The following is a 17,833-nucleotide window of genomic DNA, read 5'->3' on the forward strand; positions in this document are numbered from 1 at the left end:
CTCTCCTTGCCTTTTTAAAAAACATATAGTAAAATAGTTTATGAAAATTAATTTGAAAGAAGTTTCTGTTTTCTTGTCTGCCATTCTATTGGCAGGCTCGTATGCCGTGGCTCAGAATCCATACAGATGGACGGATGAGCTGGAGTTATTGAAAAGAGTGGATAAATTGCCGGAGTATCGCACTGGCTCTTATGTGGAGCAGTTCTCGAGTTACGACCGTACCGGAGGCAATGATGATGGTTTTGCGGGTACTTATTCTTTCCTTCGTAAGGAAGGTGATAAGTTGGTGATTGCTGAGATGGAAGGCCCCGGAGTCATCAACCGAATCTGGACTCCTACACCGACGGACAATATGCTCTATTTCTATTTTGATGGACAGAAAGAGCCCGGTCTGAAAATAAAGTTCTCGGATTTGTTTTCCGGTAAGGTTTATCCGTTTACAAAGCCCGTTTGTGGTAATGAAATCGGTGGTTTTTATTGTTATCTGCCCATTACGTACAAAAAGTCCTGCAAAATTGTTTTCGATGGACCTAAATTGGAATTCATTCAGATACAATACCGTAACTTGCCGGAAAAGAAGGTGGAAACCTATACCGGTGAATTCTCACAGCAGGATAAGGATTTGTTGGCTGAGGTGAATAGAATATGGGCTGACTTGTCTCCTGCTGTAACGAATTATACCTTTGGAAAATCAGCTGGTGTACAGACGGAAGAAAAGGTATTTACACTGAGTCCGGGAGAAGAAGTTTCTTTCTTTGAGATGGCAGAACCGGGACGTATTGTAGGTATGTCGATTGATGGCGGAACATCTTTCGAAGGTTTATACAAAGATGTGATTCTTTCAGCTAAATGGGATAATGAGAAGGTGGAGGCTATTTATGCCCCCGTTGCTGATTTTTTTGGATATGCCTATGGAAAAGGAGCAATGCGGAGTATCTTAATGGGTAAGCAAGGTACTTCCAACTACTGCTATCTGCCAATGCCTTTTGACAAGTCAGCTTCTATGAAGATGATTTATAAAAAGAGAGAAGGTATTCAGCAATCTCCTATTTCTGTAAACGTTAAAGTGTACTATAACAGTAATAAGCGTAATGTGAAGGAAGAGGGTAAGTTCTATTCTGTATGGCGTAGAGAGAAAACTCCTCTCGGCATTTTCCATAAGTTTGCTGCACAAAAAGGAAAAGGACATTATGTAGGAACCATCCATCAGGCACAAGGCCTGCGTCCGGGAATGACCTTGTTCTTCGAAGGGGATGACAGCACTTACGTAGATAATAAAATGCGTCTGCACGGCACTGGCTCCGAAGACTATTACAACGGTGGCTGGTATGCTTTATTGGATCGTTGGGACAGAGGAAACAGCCTCCCCCTCCATGGTTGCCTGGATTATTCGCTTCCGATGGCCAGAACCGGTGGATACCGTTTCTTCTTGGCCGACAAAATGTCCTATGAGAAGGAAATCTATCATGGAATGGAACATGGTGAAGTAAAAAATAATTTTCCGGTAGATTATACATCTGTTGGATTCTTCTATGCAGCCCAGCCATTGCAAGGCAGAGAAGAGCCTACTGCTGAATTACGCACTGTATATCAGCCGACAGAACATATCTATTTCCCTCAACTGATGCAGCTGAGTCTTGGTGGAGGTGTCCAGGTAACAAATGAGCGTGGAATCCGTATGACCACCCAGCATGGAGGAGTAGTGCGCATCATGCTGAACGATGTGCCCGAAGGAAAATATAAAGTGCTGATAAACTATTTTGAGAAACCGAATGGTGCCGACTTCCAGGTTTGGCAACGCCAGAAGCAACTGTCCGGATGGATCTCTACTAAGAAGGACAAAGAAGTGTCTAAAGACAGAGTACATGTAGGAGACATCAATTTGACGGAACAAACCAATTCAGTCACTTTCCATGTGAGAAATAATAACGGTGGGGACCAGTTTGAACTGGGACTGATTATCCTGGAAAGAATAAAGGAATAGATGTGGGAATGTGTACTTGTATATGGAATTGATAAGAATGAGAACTAAACAAATTTTACTGTTCGGGCTTGTTACCTGTAGTTTGACGGGCAATATGGCTTGTAAGGATGCTGATAGTGAAAAAACGCTGTGTATTGATAATGTACGTATGATATCCCGTGTCACGGGTGATCCTTTGCCGGGAGATACATTGCTGAATCCCAATAATACCGGACCTGACTTTGATGTATATGGAACGGATTTGGGGTTAATGTGGCATATGGATGGAAACCGTGTGGGCATGTTTTTCGGAGATACCAGTGGAGAAGGTTTTGTCGTGAATAAAAATGGTGGCAATGGTTCCAACTGGCGTTCCAACGTACTGGCTTTTTCATCGGATACAGAGCTTACAGACGGTCTTAAAATAGATTCAATGCTGCTTGATGCCGATGGTAAGGCGCTTGAGGTATGTGCGGGCGGTAAGACGAATCCGGAGGTATACCAGACTTCCATCCCTACGAGTGCTATTCGGGCCGGTAAAACGGATTGTGTCCATATTATGAACATCTATGATTGGGGAGCGCCTCATGGACGCTGGCTTACCAATTTTTCTTCTGTCTATACTTCCAATGATGACGGTCGGACATGGGAGCGGCGTGAAGAGGTGACTTTTTCTCCCGACAGTCATTTCTCGCAAGTGGCTTATGCCAAATGTGACGGATGGATTTATATGCTCGGCACACAGGCCGGACGTGGTGATGCTGCGTATCTGGCGCGTTTCCTTGAGAAAGATCTTCTGGATATGAAGGCCTATGAATACTGGAACGGTGAAAGTAAAGAGTGGATACGTGGAAATGAGGCTGCCGCTACTCCGGTATTGAGAGGTCCCGTAGGAGAAGCGTCGCTGATATGGCACAAGAAGTTTAAGCGTTGGATTCTGACTTATAATTATGATCCGAATCATGACGAGAATCCTTTGACCAAAAGGCATGCCATTCTTTATTGTACATCGAAGGATCTCGTCCAGTGGAGCGAGCCGAAAGTATTGGCGGAAGCGGACAGATATCCAGCTTTGTATTGCGCTTACATACATCCGTTGAAAGACAATGATGACCAGCTTTGGTTCATCATGTCCATGTGGGGGCCATACAATGCTTTCCTGATGTGTGCCGATATGAAGCTGGAATAATAATCACTTGACTTGAATTGGATATGAAGCTTAGGAATTTATTTTTATTAATAGCTCTCTCGTTACCGGTTTGCTTGTCTGCACAGACAAGCAAACAAATCTATCTGCAACGAGCCGATTCTTTGCTTCAGCAGATACTTACTCTCTATAAAGTGGAGAAGTATGGCCTGCTGACGGAAACTTATCCAAGAAAGCCGGAGCAGAGAATTACATATACGGCCAATACCGGCGCTGTTGTTAACCAGCAGGAGGTCTCTTTCTTGTGGCCTTATTCAGCCTTGGTATCCGGTTGTGTTTCTTTGTATAAGGTTTCCGGGCAAAAGAAGTACAGAAAACTGATGGACCGGCAGATAAAGCCGGGACTGGACCTTTATTGGGACTCTACCCGGATTCCCCATTGTTACCAGTCGTATCCGGCTTTTGCAGGTCATAATGATCGTTATTACGATGACAATGACTGGGTGGCCATTGATTTCTGTGATTACTATGAACGGACTGGTGACAAGGAGTATCTGGAAAAAGCCATCCAGCTGCATGACTATATTTATTCCGGATGGTCCGAAGAGTTGGGGGGAGGAATCTATTGGTGCGAACAGAAGAAAGAATCAAAAAACACTTGTTCGAATGCTCCGGCTACTGTTCTTTGTATGAAGCTGTTTAAGTTGACTAAGGATGCAAAATACCTTGAGCAAGCTAAGAAGACCTATCAATGGACCCGTGACAATCTTTGTGACCCTTCTGACTTTGTATATTGGGACAACAAGAATTTGCAGGGAAAAGTGGATCCGGCCAAATATACTTATAACAGCGGGCAGATGATTCAGGCCGGTGTACTTCTCTATCAGGTAACTGGAGAGAAGCATTACTTGAAGGAAGCGCAGCAGACAGCCGAGGGTGCCTGCCGTTTCTTTCTGAAGGTACAGCCTATCGCAACAGGAGAGATGAAATTCTTCCCGGGAACTCCTTGGTTTAATGTAATCTTGTTCAGAGGTTTGAAGGCGCTATATCTGGTGGATAGGAATGAGGCGTACATAAAGACCATGATTGAGAATGCGGATTATGCCTGGAACTATACGCGTGATGAGAATGGCTTGTTTAGTAATGATTGGTCGGGAAACAGAAAAGAGCAGTTCAAGAGTCTACTGGAGAATGCCTGTATGATTGAGCTTTTCGCCGAGATCAGCGAATTGCAATGAATAAAACCTTTAAACACAATAAACAATAAATAAACAGAAAATGAAAAGACAGATTGCAGTATTGGTATCCGCCTTGCTAATGGGTGGCGGTACCTATGCTCAGAATGGTGCTCAGGCGCAAAGACCGAAAGCCTACATGGTGTCTGATGCACATTTGGACACACAGTGGAACTGGGATATCTAGACCACAATAAAGGATTATGTATGGAACACGATCAGTCAGAATTTGTTTCTGCTGAAGCAGTATCCGGAATACATCTTTAATTTTGAAGGTGCGGTCAAGTATGCCTGGATGAAGGAATATTATCCGGCGCAATACGAAGAGATGAAGAAATTCATAGAGAGCGGTCGTTGGCATATTAGTGGAGCCAGCTGGGATGCCACTGATACGCTGGTTCCTTCCATAGAGTCTGCGCTTCGTAACATCATGCTCGGCCAGGATTATTACCGGAAGGAATTCGGTGTGGAGAGCACGGACATTTTCTTGCCAGACTGTTTCGGTTTTGGCTGGACACTTCCTGCCATTGCGTCCCATTGCGGACTGATCGGCTTCTCCTCCCAGAAGTTGCAGTGGCGCAACAAACCGTTCTACGGTAACGACAAATATCCTTTCACTGTCGGCTTATGGCAAGGTATAGACGGCTCTACCATCATGATGACCCATGGATATGATTATAACCAACGTTTTGAGGACGGGGACCTGTCGGAAAACAAGGACTTGTTGGAATTGACCGGCCACTCTCCGCTTCACATGGTCTACCGCTATTACGGTACGGGAGACATAGGCGGTTCACCTACATTGGAGTCTGTACGTGCCGTAGAGAAAGGCTTGCAAGGCAATGGTCCGTTGCAGATTGTCAGTGCCACGAGTGACCGGATATATAAAGACTTCCAGCCTTACGCAAGCCATCCGGAACTGCCCAAGTTCAACGGTGAACTGTTGATGGATGTTCACGGTACCGGATGTTATACTTCCCAGGCTGCCATGAAGCTGTACAACCGTCAGAATGAGCTTTTGGGGGATGCAGCGGAACGCTCTTCCGTTGTAGCCGAATGGCTGAACCAGGCTTCCTATCCCGGAGCTGCATTGACTGAGAACTGGCAGCGTTTCATTTTCCATCAGTTCCATGATGACCTTACGGGAACAAGTATACCGCGGGCTTATGAATTCTCATGGAATGACGAGTTGATTTCCCTCAAGCAGTTCTCCGGTATTCTTACTTCCTCCATTGACGCTGTGGCAAGAAAGATGGATACCAGGGTGAAAGGGATACCGGTGGTGCTTTACAATGCGCTTGGATTCCAGGTTACCGATATGGCAGAGGTAGAGCTTGCCTTGCCAAAGGAACCGAAAGGGGTTGCCGTATATGATATGAATGGTCGGAAAGTGGCCTCCCAACTGCTGTCCTATGCCGACGGTAAAGCCAGACTCTTGATGGAAGCCGTTGTACCTGCTACCGGTTATGCGGTATATGATGTCCGCACATCCAGTCCGTCGGCTGATGCCCGGGTATTTGTGAATGCCAATGCATTGGAGAATTCTGTTTACAAGATAACGTTGGATAAGAAGGGAGACATCATTTCACTGTTTGACAAGAAGAATGGCAAGGAGCTGGTGAAACCCGGTAAATCCATTCGTTTGGCGCTTTTCACGCAGAACAAGTCCTACATATGGCCTGCTTGGGAAATCTTGAAGGAGACCATAGACCGGGAACCGGTTTCCATCACAGAGGATGTGAAGATGACATTGGTGGAGGATGGTGAGCTGTGCAAGTCACTCTGCATCGAGAAACGTTATGGAGAGTCACTCTTCAAGCAATACATCCGCTTGTATGAAGGCAACCGTGCCGACCGCATAGACTTCTACAATGAGGTGGACTGGCAGTTGTCCAATGCCTTATTGAAGGCCGAATTCCCTTTGAACATAGCAAATACGGAAGCTACTTACGATTTGGGACTTGGAAGCGTGAAGCGGGGCAACAATACGGAGACTGCCTACGAAGTCTATGCACAGTATTGGGCCGATTTGACTGACCGTAGTGGAAACTATGGTGTGTCTGTCCTGAATGACAGCAAATACGGTTGGGACAAACCGGACGACAACACCCTCCGCCTGACTCTGCTGCATACCCCCGAAACAGACAAGGATTATGCTTACCAGAATCGCCAGGACTTCGGTCATCATTGCTTTACATACAGTCTGGTGGGTCATGCCGGCGGACTTGACAAGGCTGCCACCATAGAGAAAGCGGAGATGTTGAACCAGAGGTTGAAAGCTTTCCGTACCGACAAACACAAGGGTACGTTGGGTAAGGAGTTCTCTTTCGTCTCTTCCAATAACCGTAATGTCATTATCAAGGCATTGAAGAAAGCCGAAAACTCGGATGAGTATGTAGTGCGTGTCTATGAGATGGGCGGTGAGAAGGTGCAGGATGCGGTACTTTCTTTTGCAGGCGAAATTGCCAGTGCCTGCGAAGCGGATGGCACTGAAAAGAGTATCGGTTCGGCCGAATTCAGTGGAAACGGGCTGTCTGTAAGTATAAAGCCTTATTCTGTAAAGACATTCAAGGTACGTTTGAAGTCATCGGGTGAAGACGCCTATCAATTGCAGTATGCCTCTTTGCCGCTGTCCTATAACTATAAATGTTCATCATTCAACGAGTTTCGCGGCGAAGCTGATTTTGAGTCGGGCTATTCGTTTGCGGCAGAACTGTTGCCCGAATCCCTGGCTGTAAACGGGATTCCTTTCCAGCTCGGCGAGAAAGATGCCGCCAACGGAATGACGTGCAATGGTGATACTATTGTTCTACCGGAAGGTAAAAAGTATAATAAACTGTATTTTCTGGCTGCCGCTACGGACGGGGACTATGCCGCCACTTTCCGGTGCGGAGGGAACAAGAGTGAGGTCATTGTACCTTCCTATACCGGATTTGTCGGACAGTGGGGACATTCGGGACATACCAAAGGTTATCTGAAGGATGCCGAAGTGGCTTATGTGGGAACTCACCGCCACTCTCCTACAGCCGATGAGGCCTATGAGTTTACCTATATGTTCAAGTTCGGTGTTGATATTCCGACAGGTGCTGCCAGCCTTATACTTCCGAAGAATGAAAAGGTTGTTCTTTTTGCTGCCACATTGGTGGAGGAAACTCTGAAACCCGTCCAGGTTGCCACTAGCTTGTTCCATACAGCCATCCGTGACAATGAGATGGAGTTGAACAGTGTGGAGGTGGAAAAAGAAAATCTGTTGAAGGGCGCGAAGATTATCGCCTATTCCGGCTATTTTAATGATAATGAGAAGCCCGAACGCATCGTTGACGGGGATGTCGATACCAAATGGTGTGAAGTGGGAAGTGCGTTGAACTATGTGGATTTTGATTTGGGTGAGGCGAAAACTGTGAGCGGTTGGAAACTGGTGAATGCAGGCCGTGAGGACAAAGGGTACATTACTTCCGCTTGCTTCCTGCAAGGCAGAAACAGCCAGACTGAAGAATGGAAGACACTTGACAATATAGATGGAAACCGGCAGAATGTCGTATCACGTATGATTGACACTCCGGCGCAGGTACGCTATGTACGCTTGATGATAACCCGTCCTATGCAGCATGCAGGAGGAAAGGTGTTACGCATCAATGAGATGGAGATTTACTAAAATAATCGGTTATGATGAAAAAACTAGTTTTTGTAATTCAGTTGATATTTCTCTATAGCGGTTTGGCTATGGCCGACCCGGTTATCTCTCTTAAGACATTGTTGCATGAGATGACAGACCGTTCCGTGCTGGCGCGTTGGCCCGAAAATGCCTATACGTGTAAGCAGTTCAGCAGCTACGACCGTAGTTCGCATAACATGACGGATAAGCGTGCCTGGTTTGGTAATTTCGACCAAGGACAGTTTATCCGCCAGGAAGAGAACGGAGGGAGGACGGAATATGTGATGATGGATGCCGAAGGCCCCGGTGCCATAGTTCGTTTCTGGATGACTTTCTCCGGCATAAATCGGGGACAAGGGACTCTGCGTATCTACATAGACAATGAGGAAAAACCGGTAATTGAAGGCAATGTACGTGATATATTGAGCGGACAAGTCCTTTGTGGAGAACCTCTTTCAACTTCAGTACCCGATGAGGCTCCGATGGAAGAAAGAGGGCATAATTTATATTTGCCAATACCTTATGCCAAGCGGTGCAAGGTGACTATCGAATCGCCGGACTTGAAGATTACTCCGGAGGGGAAAATTGAGAGTAAGACCATTGTATACTATGCTATCAATTACCGCACTTATACTTCTCCGGTCAAGGTGATTTCTTTCTCGGCCAAAGAGTTGAAGAAGAATGCCCGGCTGATAGCTGCTGTCAATAAGAAGCTGTCGGAAGGAACACCTGGTATTGATACTCCGCTTGCGGGAAGAGAAAGTACGCTCAATCTGGCGGCTTCTCTGGCTCCGGGTGAAAGCCGTAGTTTTACGATTGACGGCTCTCGTGCCATTCGTCGTCTTTCGATGCGGATTGATGCGGATGACCGTCGCCAAGCACTTCGCTCTACGGTCTTGTCCCTTGCCTTTGATGGGGAACAGACTGTCTGGGCTCCGGTCGGTGAGTTTTTTGGGGTAGGCTATTATCCCGTTGCAACTGGTACGTGGTATACGCGGGCCGTGCAGGATGACGTGATGAGTGCATGGTGGGTGATGCCTTTCGAGCGGAACTGTACGATTACCTTGACCAATTATGGGGAACAGCCGGTGGAAATATCCAAGGCGGCTGCAGTTAGTGGAAAGTGGCAGTGGGATGAACGTTCCATGCACTTTGGTACCACATGGCAGCAGTTTACGCATATCCATGCCCGGGGCGATGAGTTTGCCCAGGACCTTACGTTTGCCGATCTTAAGGGTAGGGGCGTGTATGTGGGAGATGCGGTTACTGTCTATAACCCCAACTTGGGTTGGTGGGGAGAAGGTGATGAAAAGGTGTATGTGGACGGTGAAACCTTTCCGTCACACTTTGGAACGGGTACAGAAGATTATTATGGCTATGCCTGGGGGCGCTATGAACCGTGGATAAACCATCCTTTTGTTGCCCAACCCATAGGAGATGGTTGTTATGCTCACATAGGTTTGGCGCAGAATACCCGTGTCCGCAGTTTGGATGCGATTCCGTTTACTCGGAGCCTGCGCTTTGACATAGAGTTATTCGACTGGTCGAATATACACCTTAATTATGCTCCGATAACCTTCTGGTATATGCTTCCCGGAGGCGAAATACAGCCGAAACCCTTTGTGAGCGATGTACGCGAACGGGTTGCCAACCAACCGTCGGATATTTTCGGTTCAGGGATGAGTCTGGTTGTGGAAGGCGAAGCCATGCAGCCTCGTCCGGGGCATACAGGCTCCGTTGAATTGCAGACCAACTTCCATCCCTTGTGGAGTGAGGGTATGCAACTCTATTGGAAAGATTTCAAACCGGGAGATAAGCTTTCACTGGCTTTTGACAGTGAAGTGGAAGGAATTTATTATGCGAAAATACAGTTTACGGTAGCACCTGATTATGGTACGTTTGCCCTCCGTGTAAATGATAAGGTGATTACTCCGGAAATCAATCTGACCAATGAAGAAGTGTCTTTGCTTCTGGTGAATCTTGGGCAGGTCAATTTGAAAAAAGGAGAGAATGAGTTGCAGATTGAGTCGGCTGCACTGGCTTCGGGACATGATACCGGTTTCTTTGGGATTGATAAGTTGACTCTTCGCAAATAATTCTGTAGACGTCTCTATCGCAGGGATTGTACTTGTATGGATAGCTTTGGATAAATAAAAGTCCAAGGCTATCTTTTTTGTATCAGTTCTTTTTCTATGATAAAATGCTATCTTTGTCCTCAAAATAATAGGTAAGATGAAACTTCGTTCACTCTATATCCTTTCTATTGTAGGGCTGCTACTGGTAATTGTGGTGCAGATTGGTGGTATGATGTATGCTTACGACAATACCAAGAAAGAGGCGGAACGCGCACTGAACGAATGTTTTCGTCTGGCTTTTATCGAAACGGTGGACAACGAGATTAATAATTTACCGTTTCCTGACATGACTATCCCTTTTTACTCGTATCTATCCAAAGACAGTATCAGGTCTTTCGAAGATGAGATGTTTTTAAACTATCAGCAGGCAGCTTCCTTTCTCGAAGATGTATATCATGTCGCCATTCCATTAGATGTGATGGCGAGGTTGGTAGAGAAGAAACTGAAATGGAAAAATATAGACCGGACTGTAAATATCCGTCCTGCGACGGACAGAAGCAAGCGTTCGGTATATGTACGGTTCAAGTCTGTTCTTTCGGAAAAAGCCTGGTTGAATGAGAAGAAAGGAGAGGCCATTGAAGCTGTCATGTTTTCTCCTTTTATACCGCTTGTCAAGGATATAGTCTTTTTGTTCCTTCCTACGCTTCTCTTGGTTGTTTTTCTGGTGTACAGTTGGGCCAGGCAAATGGATTCCATACTTAAACAAGGTAATGATATTGAGAAGCAGCGGTCTGCTTTTTATGTGCTGGCAGAGAAGATGAGGTTGCCGATAGGTGAGGTACGTAGTCAGATATCGGAGAGCCGGTGGGCAGATATAGAAGCCTCGGGGCAACATTTGCTGGACATGACAGAACATACGCTTACGGGAGCTAAGCAAAGCGAACGGCAGCGGCAGGTGCGCAAGCAATATTCTTTTAAAGTCTTTTCGATTGTCGGGTTGATTGCCGGCTGTCTGCTGATGGTAGTCTGGTTTGTCTATCTGTACCGTGCTTCTTTCAAAGAAACTGCCTATCAGGTAAATGATTGTTTTGAAGCAGCTTTTTATGACGAGGTCTTGAAACGCCGCCTTTCTTTGCTCTACGAACAGACTGATAGGGATGGAAAGGATGAATGGGAAGAGAGTGTTGAATCGCCTTTTGCAAAGGAGCAAAGGGAATTTCTGGAGAAAGAGCAGTCGAAGTATAAGGTGAACCGCTTTGGAGTGGTACATATGTACAATCCGGTCGATTTGAATTATCGACTACGCTCTGCTTTGATTATGCAGCGCAGCATCAATGAAAGCGGAATGGAACTTCCTCTCTCCGTGCAGTACCTCGATTCTGCTTTTGCTTCCAGGTTGGAAGCCTTGGGAATGACCTATAAGAGTGGTATCCGCCAGTACTACGCTCCCTCCGATAGTACAGTGGTGGAAGCAGGATATGCCTCGGCAAAATATCAGGATATTTCTTCCCGGTTTATACCGTTGAAGGAGGACAGCATCCTTTGTATACAAGGTGTGGTGAAGAATCCGTATCGCTACGTCATAAGTTCCGTATGGTATCTGTTTCTGCCTCTTTGGGTGATGTTTTTGGTGGTGTTGGACTGTATTCTCGGCCAGGTGAAAGTTTTGCGTACACAGCGGCATTTGGAGCAATTCCAGAAGGATTTTACTTATGCTATGATACACGACATGAAGTCTCCTCTGAGTTCCATCCTGATGGGAGCTCATATTCTGAATAGCGGCAAATTGTCCGGTAAGCCTGGAAAAGAAGAGAAATACCGGCAGGCGATGATGGAAGAGTGTGAGCATCTGCTTACCCTTTCCAATCGTGTACTGGTACTTACCAAGCTGGATGAGGGACATTTGGAACTCCATCAGGAAGAGGTGCCTTTGCGGCCTTTACTTGATGATATAATTGCCAAAATTTCTCTGAAAACCAGCAAAAGGGTAGAATTTACGACCGTTTATCATCGTTGTGAAATGGTGTATGCCGATGCCTTCTGTTTGCGTGAAGTGTTGGGCAATCTGCTGGACAATGCCATTAAATATTCCCATGAAGAGGTAAAGATAGATATTATTTGCGAATCGGAGAAAGGCTTCTGCAAGATAAAGGTGTGTGACAACGGATTGGGTATTCCCTTAAAAGACCAGTCTCTTATCTTCAACCGTTTTGAACGTTCTGCAGCAGTCGGGCGAAGTGGAAGGGGCGGTGCTGCAGGTTTTGGTCTGGGCCTGAATTATGTACAGCAGGTGATGCTGGCACATGGCGGCAGGGTAGAAGTGGAAAGTGAAGAGGGGTGCTTCAGTGAATTTACACTCTACTTTCCTATTGAGACTGTATAAATTTACCACACGTGGAAATTCAATCCTTCTGATTTGTCAGTAATATAGGAGCCTCCACCGAATGAGCGTAATTGCCAGAGGATGTAAAGGTCGTCGAAACTCATGACAGCCAGTAATATTCCAAATCGTGTGACATCATAATTGCCACTTGTCATACCATATATAAGGGGCAATATACCCAGTAGCAGGAAGGGCAGCAGGCATGTGATGCGATATTGCCACATGCGTATCGGCGAAAACAATCTGAACAACAGTTTATGTAGGAATAGATTTACCAGGACAGCTGCCAATATACACATGAAGAATCTGACCAGCGATAGATGGCTGGTTGTTTCTCCATGTATCGACTGAAACAGAATCAGCATTGGTACTGCAAATACTATGGCAGCTATGATGCCGTATTTATTAATCCTCTTGCCCGAAACTACTATCTCTGTCCCTTTTCGGCTTTTTGTTATTGAAATATCTGCTTTCATAGTGTGGATTTTTTGTATTGATGTTGCAAAGGTAGAGTGGGGCACATGCTTCATAAGTTATCGCTACGTTAATATTAGGTTAAGAGGCGTTGTTTTCCTCGTTTATTTTATAGCAATATGACTGTTGCATTCATTCTTTTCCTTATTTTTGCAATATATAATAAACGCATTATGATAAAGTTATTGTTGGTAGAAGACGATGCAAGCTTGAGATATATAGTTCAGGGCGGGTTGGAAGATATGATAGGCGGTTATGAAGTGATTGCTGCCGCCAATGGCGAGGAGGGCTTGAAACAGTGGAAAGAACAACATCCTGATGTGATAGTATCTGATATAGAAATGCCCGTTATGAACGGTTACGAGATGGTGAAGCGTATCCGCGAGACAGATGGGGAAACTCCGATTCTGTTCTCCTCTGCCCTGATATCTCCTAAAGATGTGGTAAAAGGTTATGAAATCGGTGCCAATAACTATATAAAGAAACCGTTCATTCCCGAAGAACTGGATGCACATGTCCACGCCTTATTGAAGCTTTCCAAAGGCGAAAAATCGAAAGACATGAGTCAATGCTACAAGATAGGCAAGGAATATGTGTTGGATGCCACACATGCCACTTTGAAACATGCTTCGGGTGTAAACAAGACTTTGACTGTGCGCGAGACAGGTTTGTTGCAGATGCTTTGTGAGAAGCGGGGAGACGTTATCCGCCGGGAAGCTATCTTGGATAAATTCTGGAATACGGAAGATGATTACTTTGCTTCCCGCAGCCTGGATGTATTTGTGACGAAACTTCGGAAATTTCTTTCGGAAGACGAGTCGGTAACCATTAAAACAGTGAAAGGAGTAGGATTGATACTGATAGAAAATTAATAATGTATCCTTCTATATTGCAATAATTTAGCAGTACATGTACTGTTCTTCTGGTTTATTTTCGTTATTTTTGTATAGCAGTATTATATGAATATAAAGAAGGAGGGTATATGTGTATAAAACGGAAAGTCAGTATCTCTTGTCTTGGTGGCCGTTTGGGAATCTGCCTGCTGTTGGCTTTTGTGCCGCAATTGCTTTTTGCGCAGGAAGACAGTGTACGTTTCATTCGTGACAGTATACAGATACAGCCGGAATTCAATGAATCTCTATTCTCTCCTTTTGAGCTTCCTTCTGAAAACTCTGCCCCTTCTTCCATGTTTCATCCGGAGCACTCCTATTCCCTGCCCGATTTTTCACTGAAAGAGTCTCTTCGTCTGCCTTATCAGACCAATCCTTCCCTGCTATTTCGGGGAGATTACAGTACAAGCGGTGTATTAAGACAGTTTCCTCACGGTATGTTATTCGGTTCCGGTGGGCAGACCAGCGTACCGGGTATCGGACGTTTCAACAATGCTTCCCTGGGATATCAGCATGCCTTTAACCAAAGGCTGACGCTCCAGCTTGGCGTAGATGCCATGAAGATAAATATGATTCATTCCACCGGGCAGGCTTTCAGTACTTCGGGAGCTTTGCGGTATCAGGCTTCGGACCGTGTAGCTTTTAAGGTTTTCGGTTCGTATGCCATAGGAAATACTTACGGGATGGATACCCACCGCTACGGTGCCACCATGTCTCTGGATATGTCCGAACGTTTTGGTATGGAAGTTGGAGTACAACGTTATTACGATGCTTATCGCGGTCGTTGGGAGACGGTTCCCGTTGTGATTCCCTATTATAATTTCGACAAGTTTAAATTAAGTCTGGATGTAGGTGGAATCTTGTATGAGATTCTGCGTAACACCGTCTTTGATAATAGAGGGGGCAGTGGCGGAGCGACTATTGCCCCACCACGTTTTCAGATGCCGCCATTGAGATAAGATAAGTATACATCAGCTTTTTGTAGGGACAATCATCAAACAGTTTACTACTGTTACATAATATTATTGCTAATGTAGAAATACTTTCATGATATTTCGTTTATTTTTTGTTTTGCTGTTCGTTTTTGTGCGGACAGTTGTCCGAAAATGGACATTACTATAAAATAGTTATTCTTTGATAATCAGTGATTTAATTCTTTGGCACGCAGATTGACTATATATAGGCGAAGGCGGTTATGAAACAACAACCTCCTCAGAGAAAGAAGTAATAACAATAAAAAATAACGATTATGAAAGCAACAGTATTTTCAAAAGCAGTGGTAATGATGGCAGTGGTAATGGCAAGTGTAATGAACTTTTCTGCAAGCGCGACAACTCCTGCCGATTATGTGAAAAACGAGGAGATGACCGGAGAACTGATGACCGCCAAGACTATCTTCCGCAATGAGGACGGACACCTTTTCCGTCACCTCCGCTACACTTACACTTATGACAGTGAGAACCGTGTGACGAGCAAGGAAGCTTTCAAGTGGGATAGCGTAAAGGAAGCCTGGGTGCCTTATTTCAAGCTGGATGTTGAATACACTGACAGTGAAGTTGAGTTGAACTATGCCCGTTGGAACAGTAGAACTAATGGTTACGACAGCTATACGCAAACTACCGTTTACGAACTGAATGACAGCAATGCGGCTTTGATGTTGGCAAGTACCAAATAAAGGATAATATATCAAATACAAAAGAGCCAAGTATCGTGAGGTGACACACCTTTGATACTTGGCTCTTTTTCGTTGAGGAAATGTATTATTGTTTCTCTGTTATCAGTCCGACAGCATAATTCAGCACTGTATCTTCATCCTTCATGAAATCTGCTACGGTTTGGGATACTTGATGATGGGGCGGTATGCCTATACCTTCCATGGGGAAACCTTTAGAAGAGACGTCCGGCTGGCGGGTAGGGATACGGAAATAGGTCCGCTGTTTGGTACAGAAAGGACGGGGGCCATTGCCGGTATCCCCTCCGGTAGCTTCGCCGATGAGGGTGACATTTCCGCTTTCCTTCATGTCGAGTGTGAAGCTCTCGGCAGCAGAGAGCGTATATGTGTCGGTCAGCAGATAGATTTTACCTTTATAGGCGTCGGCTTCGGGCTGCATGATGTAGCTCTTGCTGACGCAGTGTGGTTGTGCTTCGCGGATGAAGTACTTGCAGATGTTTACTCCATTCATGCTGTTTCCTCCGCCGTTTCTACGTACGTCTATAATGAGGTATGGTAAATCCTTGACTTTGGGATAGACCGCCTTGAAATCTTCCATGACGGGGTTCATCATGGTTTTGATGGTAAGGTAACCAATGCTGTCTTGTAATATCCTGCTCTCCACAGTTTGTTCTTCGTTATCCGGAAAATAGTCCCTTTGTTTCAAGGGAAGGGTGACGGTCAGAGTATCGCCCCCTCTCAGCAGTGTATAGTTTCTTAGGGTGTCTGCATAACTACGGAACGCATCATAGGCTGTACGGAGCCGTCTGTGGGGGACGGTAGATGCTTCGGTATATTTTTCGTTCTGTTCAATCCATTGTTTATAGGGGAGTCCGTTGATAGCTATAATCCGGTCTTTGTCCTGGAAGCCGTATTCTGTCAGATAGTCATTGGGTTTGTCAACGAACAAGAAATCCTCTATAAAGGCTACGCGCTGATTGGCTGTGTACCTCTTGTAGCAGGTAATGGCGTGGGCGCATTGTAAGGCAGAGATGTATTCCTGCACTATCAGTCCGTAGTCTGTGGTGGTCTGCGCCTGGCGAACGCGGGCGTCACAAGCTTGATACAATGAATCCATATTCAGATGCTTGGCTTGGTATAATGAATAATTCTCCATGACAATCTGGTGTATTTCTTTGAAATCTTCTTCAAACTGCGAGGGGGTTAACGGTAGTTCCGCGATGTAGAAGTTTTCTACATCAATCTGCTTGTCATTATAGAAATAGTTGGCATAAACATACAAACCACACCAAATGGTTGCCAGTACAGCCATTACGATGACTATTACTTTTGAAATTTTTTTCAGAATCTTCATGTTTTATAGAGTTTAGTCGATATTTGCTTTTTCGGCAAAAATAGTAATAATTTTTGTTAATCTTATTTTTCTAACTCCTTATTTGCCAATAATGGTAACATGGAGGTAACTAACTGAGCTTCAAGTGCCTTCTTGTACGATGTCTGGTAGTTGGCTAACTTTGCAGCCGTAAATCAAAACATACTAAGGAGAAGTGATTATGAAGAACTATCAGAAAGTAAATGTGCCCGCAGGCGAGGCACGTGTCGAGTTGCACGATTCATTGAATCTGACTGGTGCAGAAGTATCTATCAGCAATTTGCCGGCTGGTGCAGGAGTACCTTTTGTGCATTCGCACAAGCAAAATGAAGAAATTTATGCCGTCCTCTCCGGACGCGGCACCATGGTGGTTGACGGAGAAACCGTAGAACTGCAGGCGGGTGACTGGCTTCGCGTGGCTCCGGCAGGAGAACGCCAATTGTCGGCTGCGGCAGACAGCGCCATCAGTGTGATTTGTATTCAGGTGAAAGCCGGCTCTCTGGAAGGCTTTACGATGACGGACGGTGTGGTGAAGTAAGAGGAAGTCACACAAGTAGAATTAAGGTGATAGGGGATGGTCTGTGGTGCAGGCTATTCCCTATTGTCATATGATGTGCAGTGATTTATTGACTGCGATTTGTTTTAAGTCAAAATAATCATATATTTTGTACTATACCTAAGAAAACAGACTATGTCAACTGATGCAATAAAACAGAAATTATGATTAAATTGAAGAAAGAGCATTGTTTCTGTCACATAACGAGGACCCAATCAAAGAGCTTAAAACTAAGAATTGAAAACATAATATCATGACCCAGCATAATGCCATCAAGCTTTTCGAAGCGAAGAAAGTCCGAACCGTTTGGGACGACATAGAAGAAAGATGGTACTTCTCAATAGTAGATGTGGTGACAGTCTGCTGTATGCCTATCCAGTTACGTCTCCGATAGATTGGAAAAGGAAAGAT

12 protein-coding genes and 1 pseudogene are annotated in these 17,833 nt (G+C 45.2%); 11 read left to right on the top strand and 2 right to left on the bottom strand.

Annotated features, from left to right (window positions below):
* Window positions 1–40: 40 nt before the first annotated feature.
* The 6 genes and pseudogenes from NQ510_RS04915 to NQ510_RS04945 all read left to right on the top strand — a co-directional run bounded on the left by NQ510_RS04915 (window position 41) and on the right by NQ510_RS04945 (window position 12,458).
* Window positions 41–1,984, top strand: coding sequence for a glycoside hydrolase family 172 protein (locus NQ510_RS04915; protein ID WP_005824777.1), 1,944 nt, complete (start codon window positions 41–43; stop codon window positions 1,982–1,984).
* 22 nt (window positions 1,985–2,006) lie between these two features.
* A complete protein-coding gene (locus NQ510_RS04920) occupies window positions 2,007–3,152 on the top strand; it encodes a DUF4185 domain-containing protein (protein ID WP_005824779.1) in 1,146 nt (381 codons plus the stop codon).
* 23 nt (window positions 3,153–3,175) lie between these two features.
* On the top strand, window positions 3,176–4,348 hold the full coding sequence (locus NQ510_RS04925; RefSeq protein ID WP_005824782.1) for a glycoside hydrolase family 76 protein: 1,173 nt from the start codon (window positions 3,176–3,178) through the stop codon (window positions 4,346–4,348).
* 40 nt (window positions 4,349–4,388) lie between these two features.
* Window positions 4,389–8,000, top strand: a pseudogene (locus NQ510_RS04935) (glycoside hydrolase family 38 N-terminal domain-containing protein).
* 11 nt (window positions 8,001–8,011) lie between these two features.
* On the top strand, window positions 8,012–10,096 hold the full coding sequence (locus NQ510_RS04940) for a DUF2961 domain-containing protein (protein ID WP_005824790.1): 2,085 nt from the start codon (window positions 8,012–8,014) through the stop codon (window positions 10,094–10,096).
* 136 nt (window positions 10,097–10,232) lie between these two features.
* Complete coding sequence (locus NQ510_RS04945) at window positions 10,233–12,458, top strand: sensor histidine kinase (RefSeq protein WP_005824793.1); 2,226 nt, start codon at window positions 10,233–10,235, stop codon at window positions 12,456–12,458.
* A 2-nt stretch (window positions 12,459–12,460) separates the two neighbouring features.
* On the opposite strand, the gene NQ510_RS04950 is transcribed toward NQ510_RS04945, so the two are convergent.
* On the bottom strand, window positions 12,461–12,934 hold the full coding sequence (locus NQ510_RS04950; protein ID WP_229094639.1) for a metalloprotease family protein: 474 nt from the start codon (window positions 12,932–12,934) through the stop codon (window positions 12,461–12,463).
* A gap of 171 nt (window positions 12,935–13,105) precedes the next feature.
* Between NQ510_RS04950 and NQ510_RS04955 the strand changes: the two genes are divergently transcribed.
* From NQ510_RS04955 to NQ510_RS04965, 3 genes are all read left to right on the top strand, one after another.
* Window positions 13,106–13,804 (top strand): response regulator transcription factor, encoded by a 699-nt coding sequence (locus NQ510_RS04955; RefSeq protein ID WP_005833949.1) that lies wholly within the window; start codon window positions 13,106–13,108, stop codon window positions 13,802–13,804.
* A 110-nt stretch (window positions 13,805–13,914) separates the two neighbouring features.
* Window positions 13,915–14,781, top strand: coding sequence for a hypothetical protein (locus NQ510_RS04960; protein ID WP_005833948.1), 867 nt, complete (start codon window positions 13,915–13,917; stop codon window positions 14,779–14,781).
* A gap of 290 nt (window positions 14,782–15,071) precedes the next feature.
* Window positions 15,072–15,497 carry a DUF3836 domain-containing protein gene (locus NQ510_RS04965; RefSeq protein WP_005824804.1) on the top strand — a complete coding sequence of 142 codons (426 nt, stop codon included), beginning with the start codon at window positions 15,072–15,074 and terminating at the stop codon, window positions 15,495–15,497.
* Between the two features lie 85 nt (window positions 15,498–15,582).
* Here NQ510_RS04965 and NQ510_RS04970 read toward each other — a convergent pair whose 3' ends face one another.
* Window positions 15,583–16,848, bottom strand: a complete 1,266-nt coding sequence (locus tag NQ510_RS04970) for a S41 family peptidase (protein ID WP_005824806.1) — start codon at window positions 16,846–16,848, stop codon at window positions 15,583–15,585.
* Between the two features lie 199 nt (window positions 16,849–17,047).
* Between NQ510_RS04970 and NQ510_RS04975 the strand changes: the two genes are divergently transcribed.
* Window positions 17,048–17,404 carry a cupin domain-containing protein gene (locus NQ510_RS04975; protein WP_005824807.1) on the top strand — a complete coding sequence of 119 codons (357 nt, stop codon included), beginning with the start codon at window positions 17,048–17,050 and terminating at the stop codon, window positions 17,402–17,404.
* A gap of 271 nt (window positions 17,405–17,675) precedes the next feature.
* Window positions 17,676–17,816, top strand: a complete 141-nt coding sequence (locus NQ510_RS04980) for a hypothetical protein (RefSeq protein ID WP_005824809.1) — start codon at window positions 17,676–17,678, stop codon at window positions 17,814–17,816.
* Window positions 17,817–17,833: the final 17 nt, after the last annotated feature.

The organism is Bacteroides uniformis (assembly GCF_025147485.1).
Classification (GTDB): domain Bacteria; phylum Bacteroidota; class Bacteroidia; order Bacteroidales; family Bacteroidaceae; genus Bacteroides; species Bacteroides uniformis.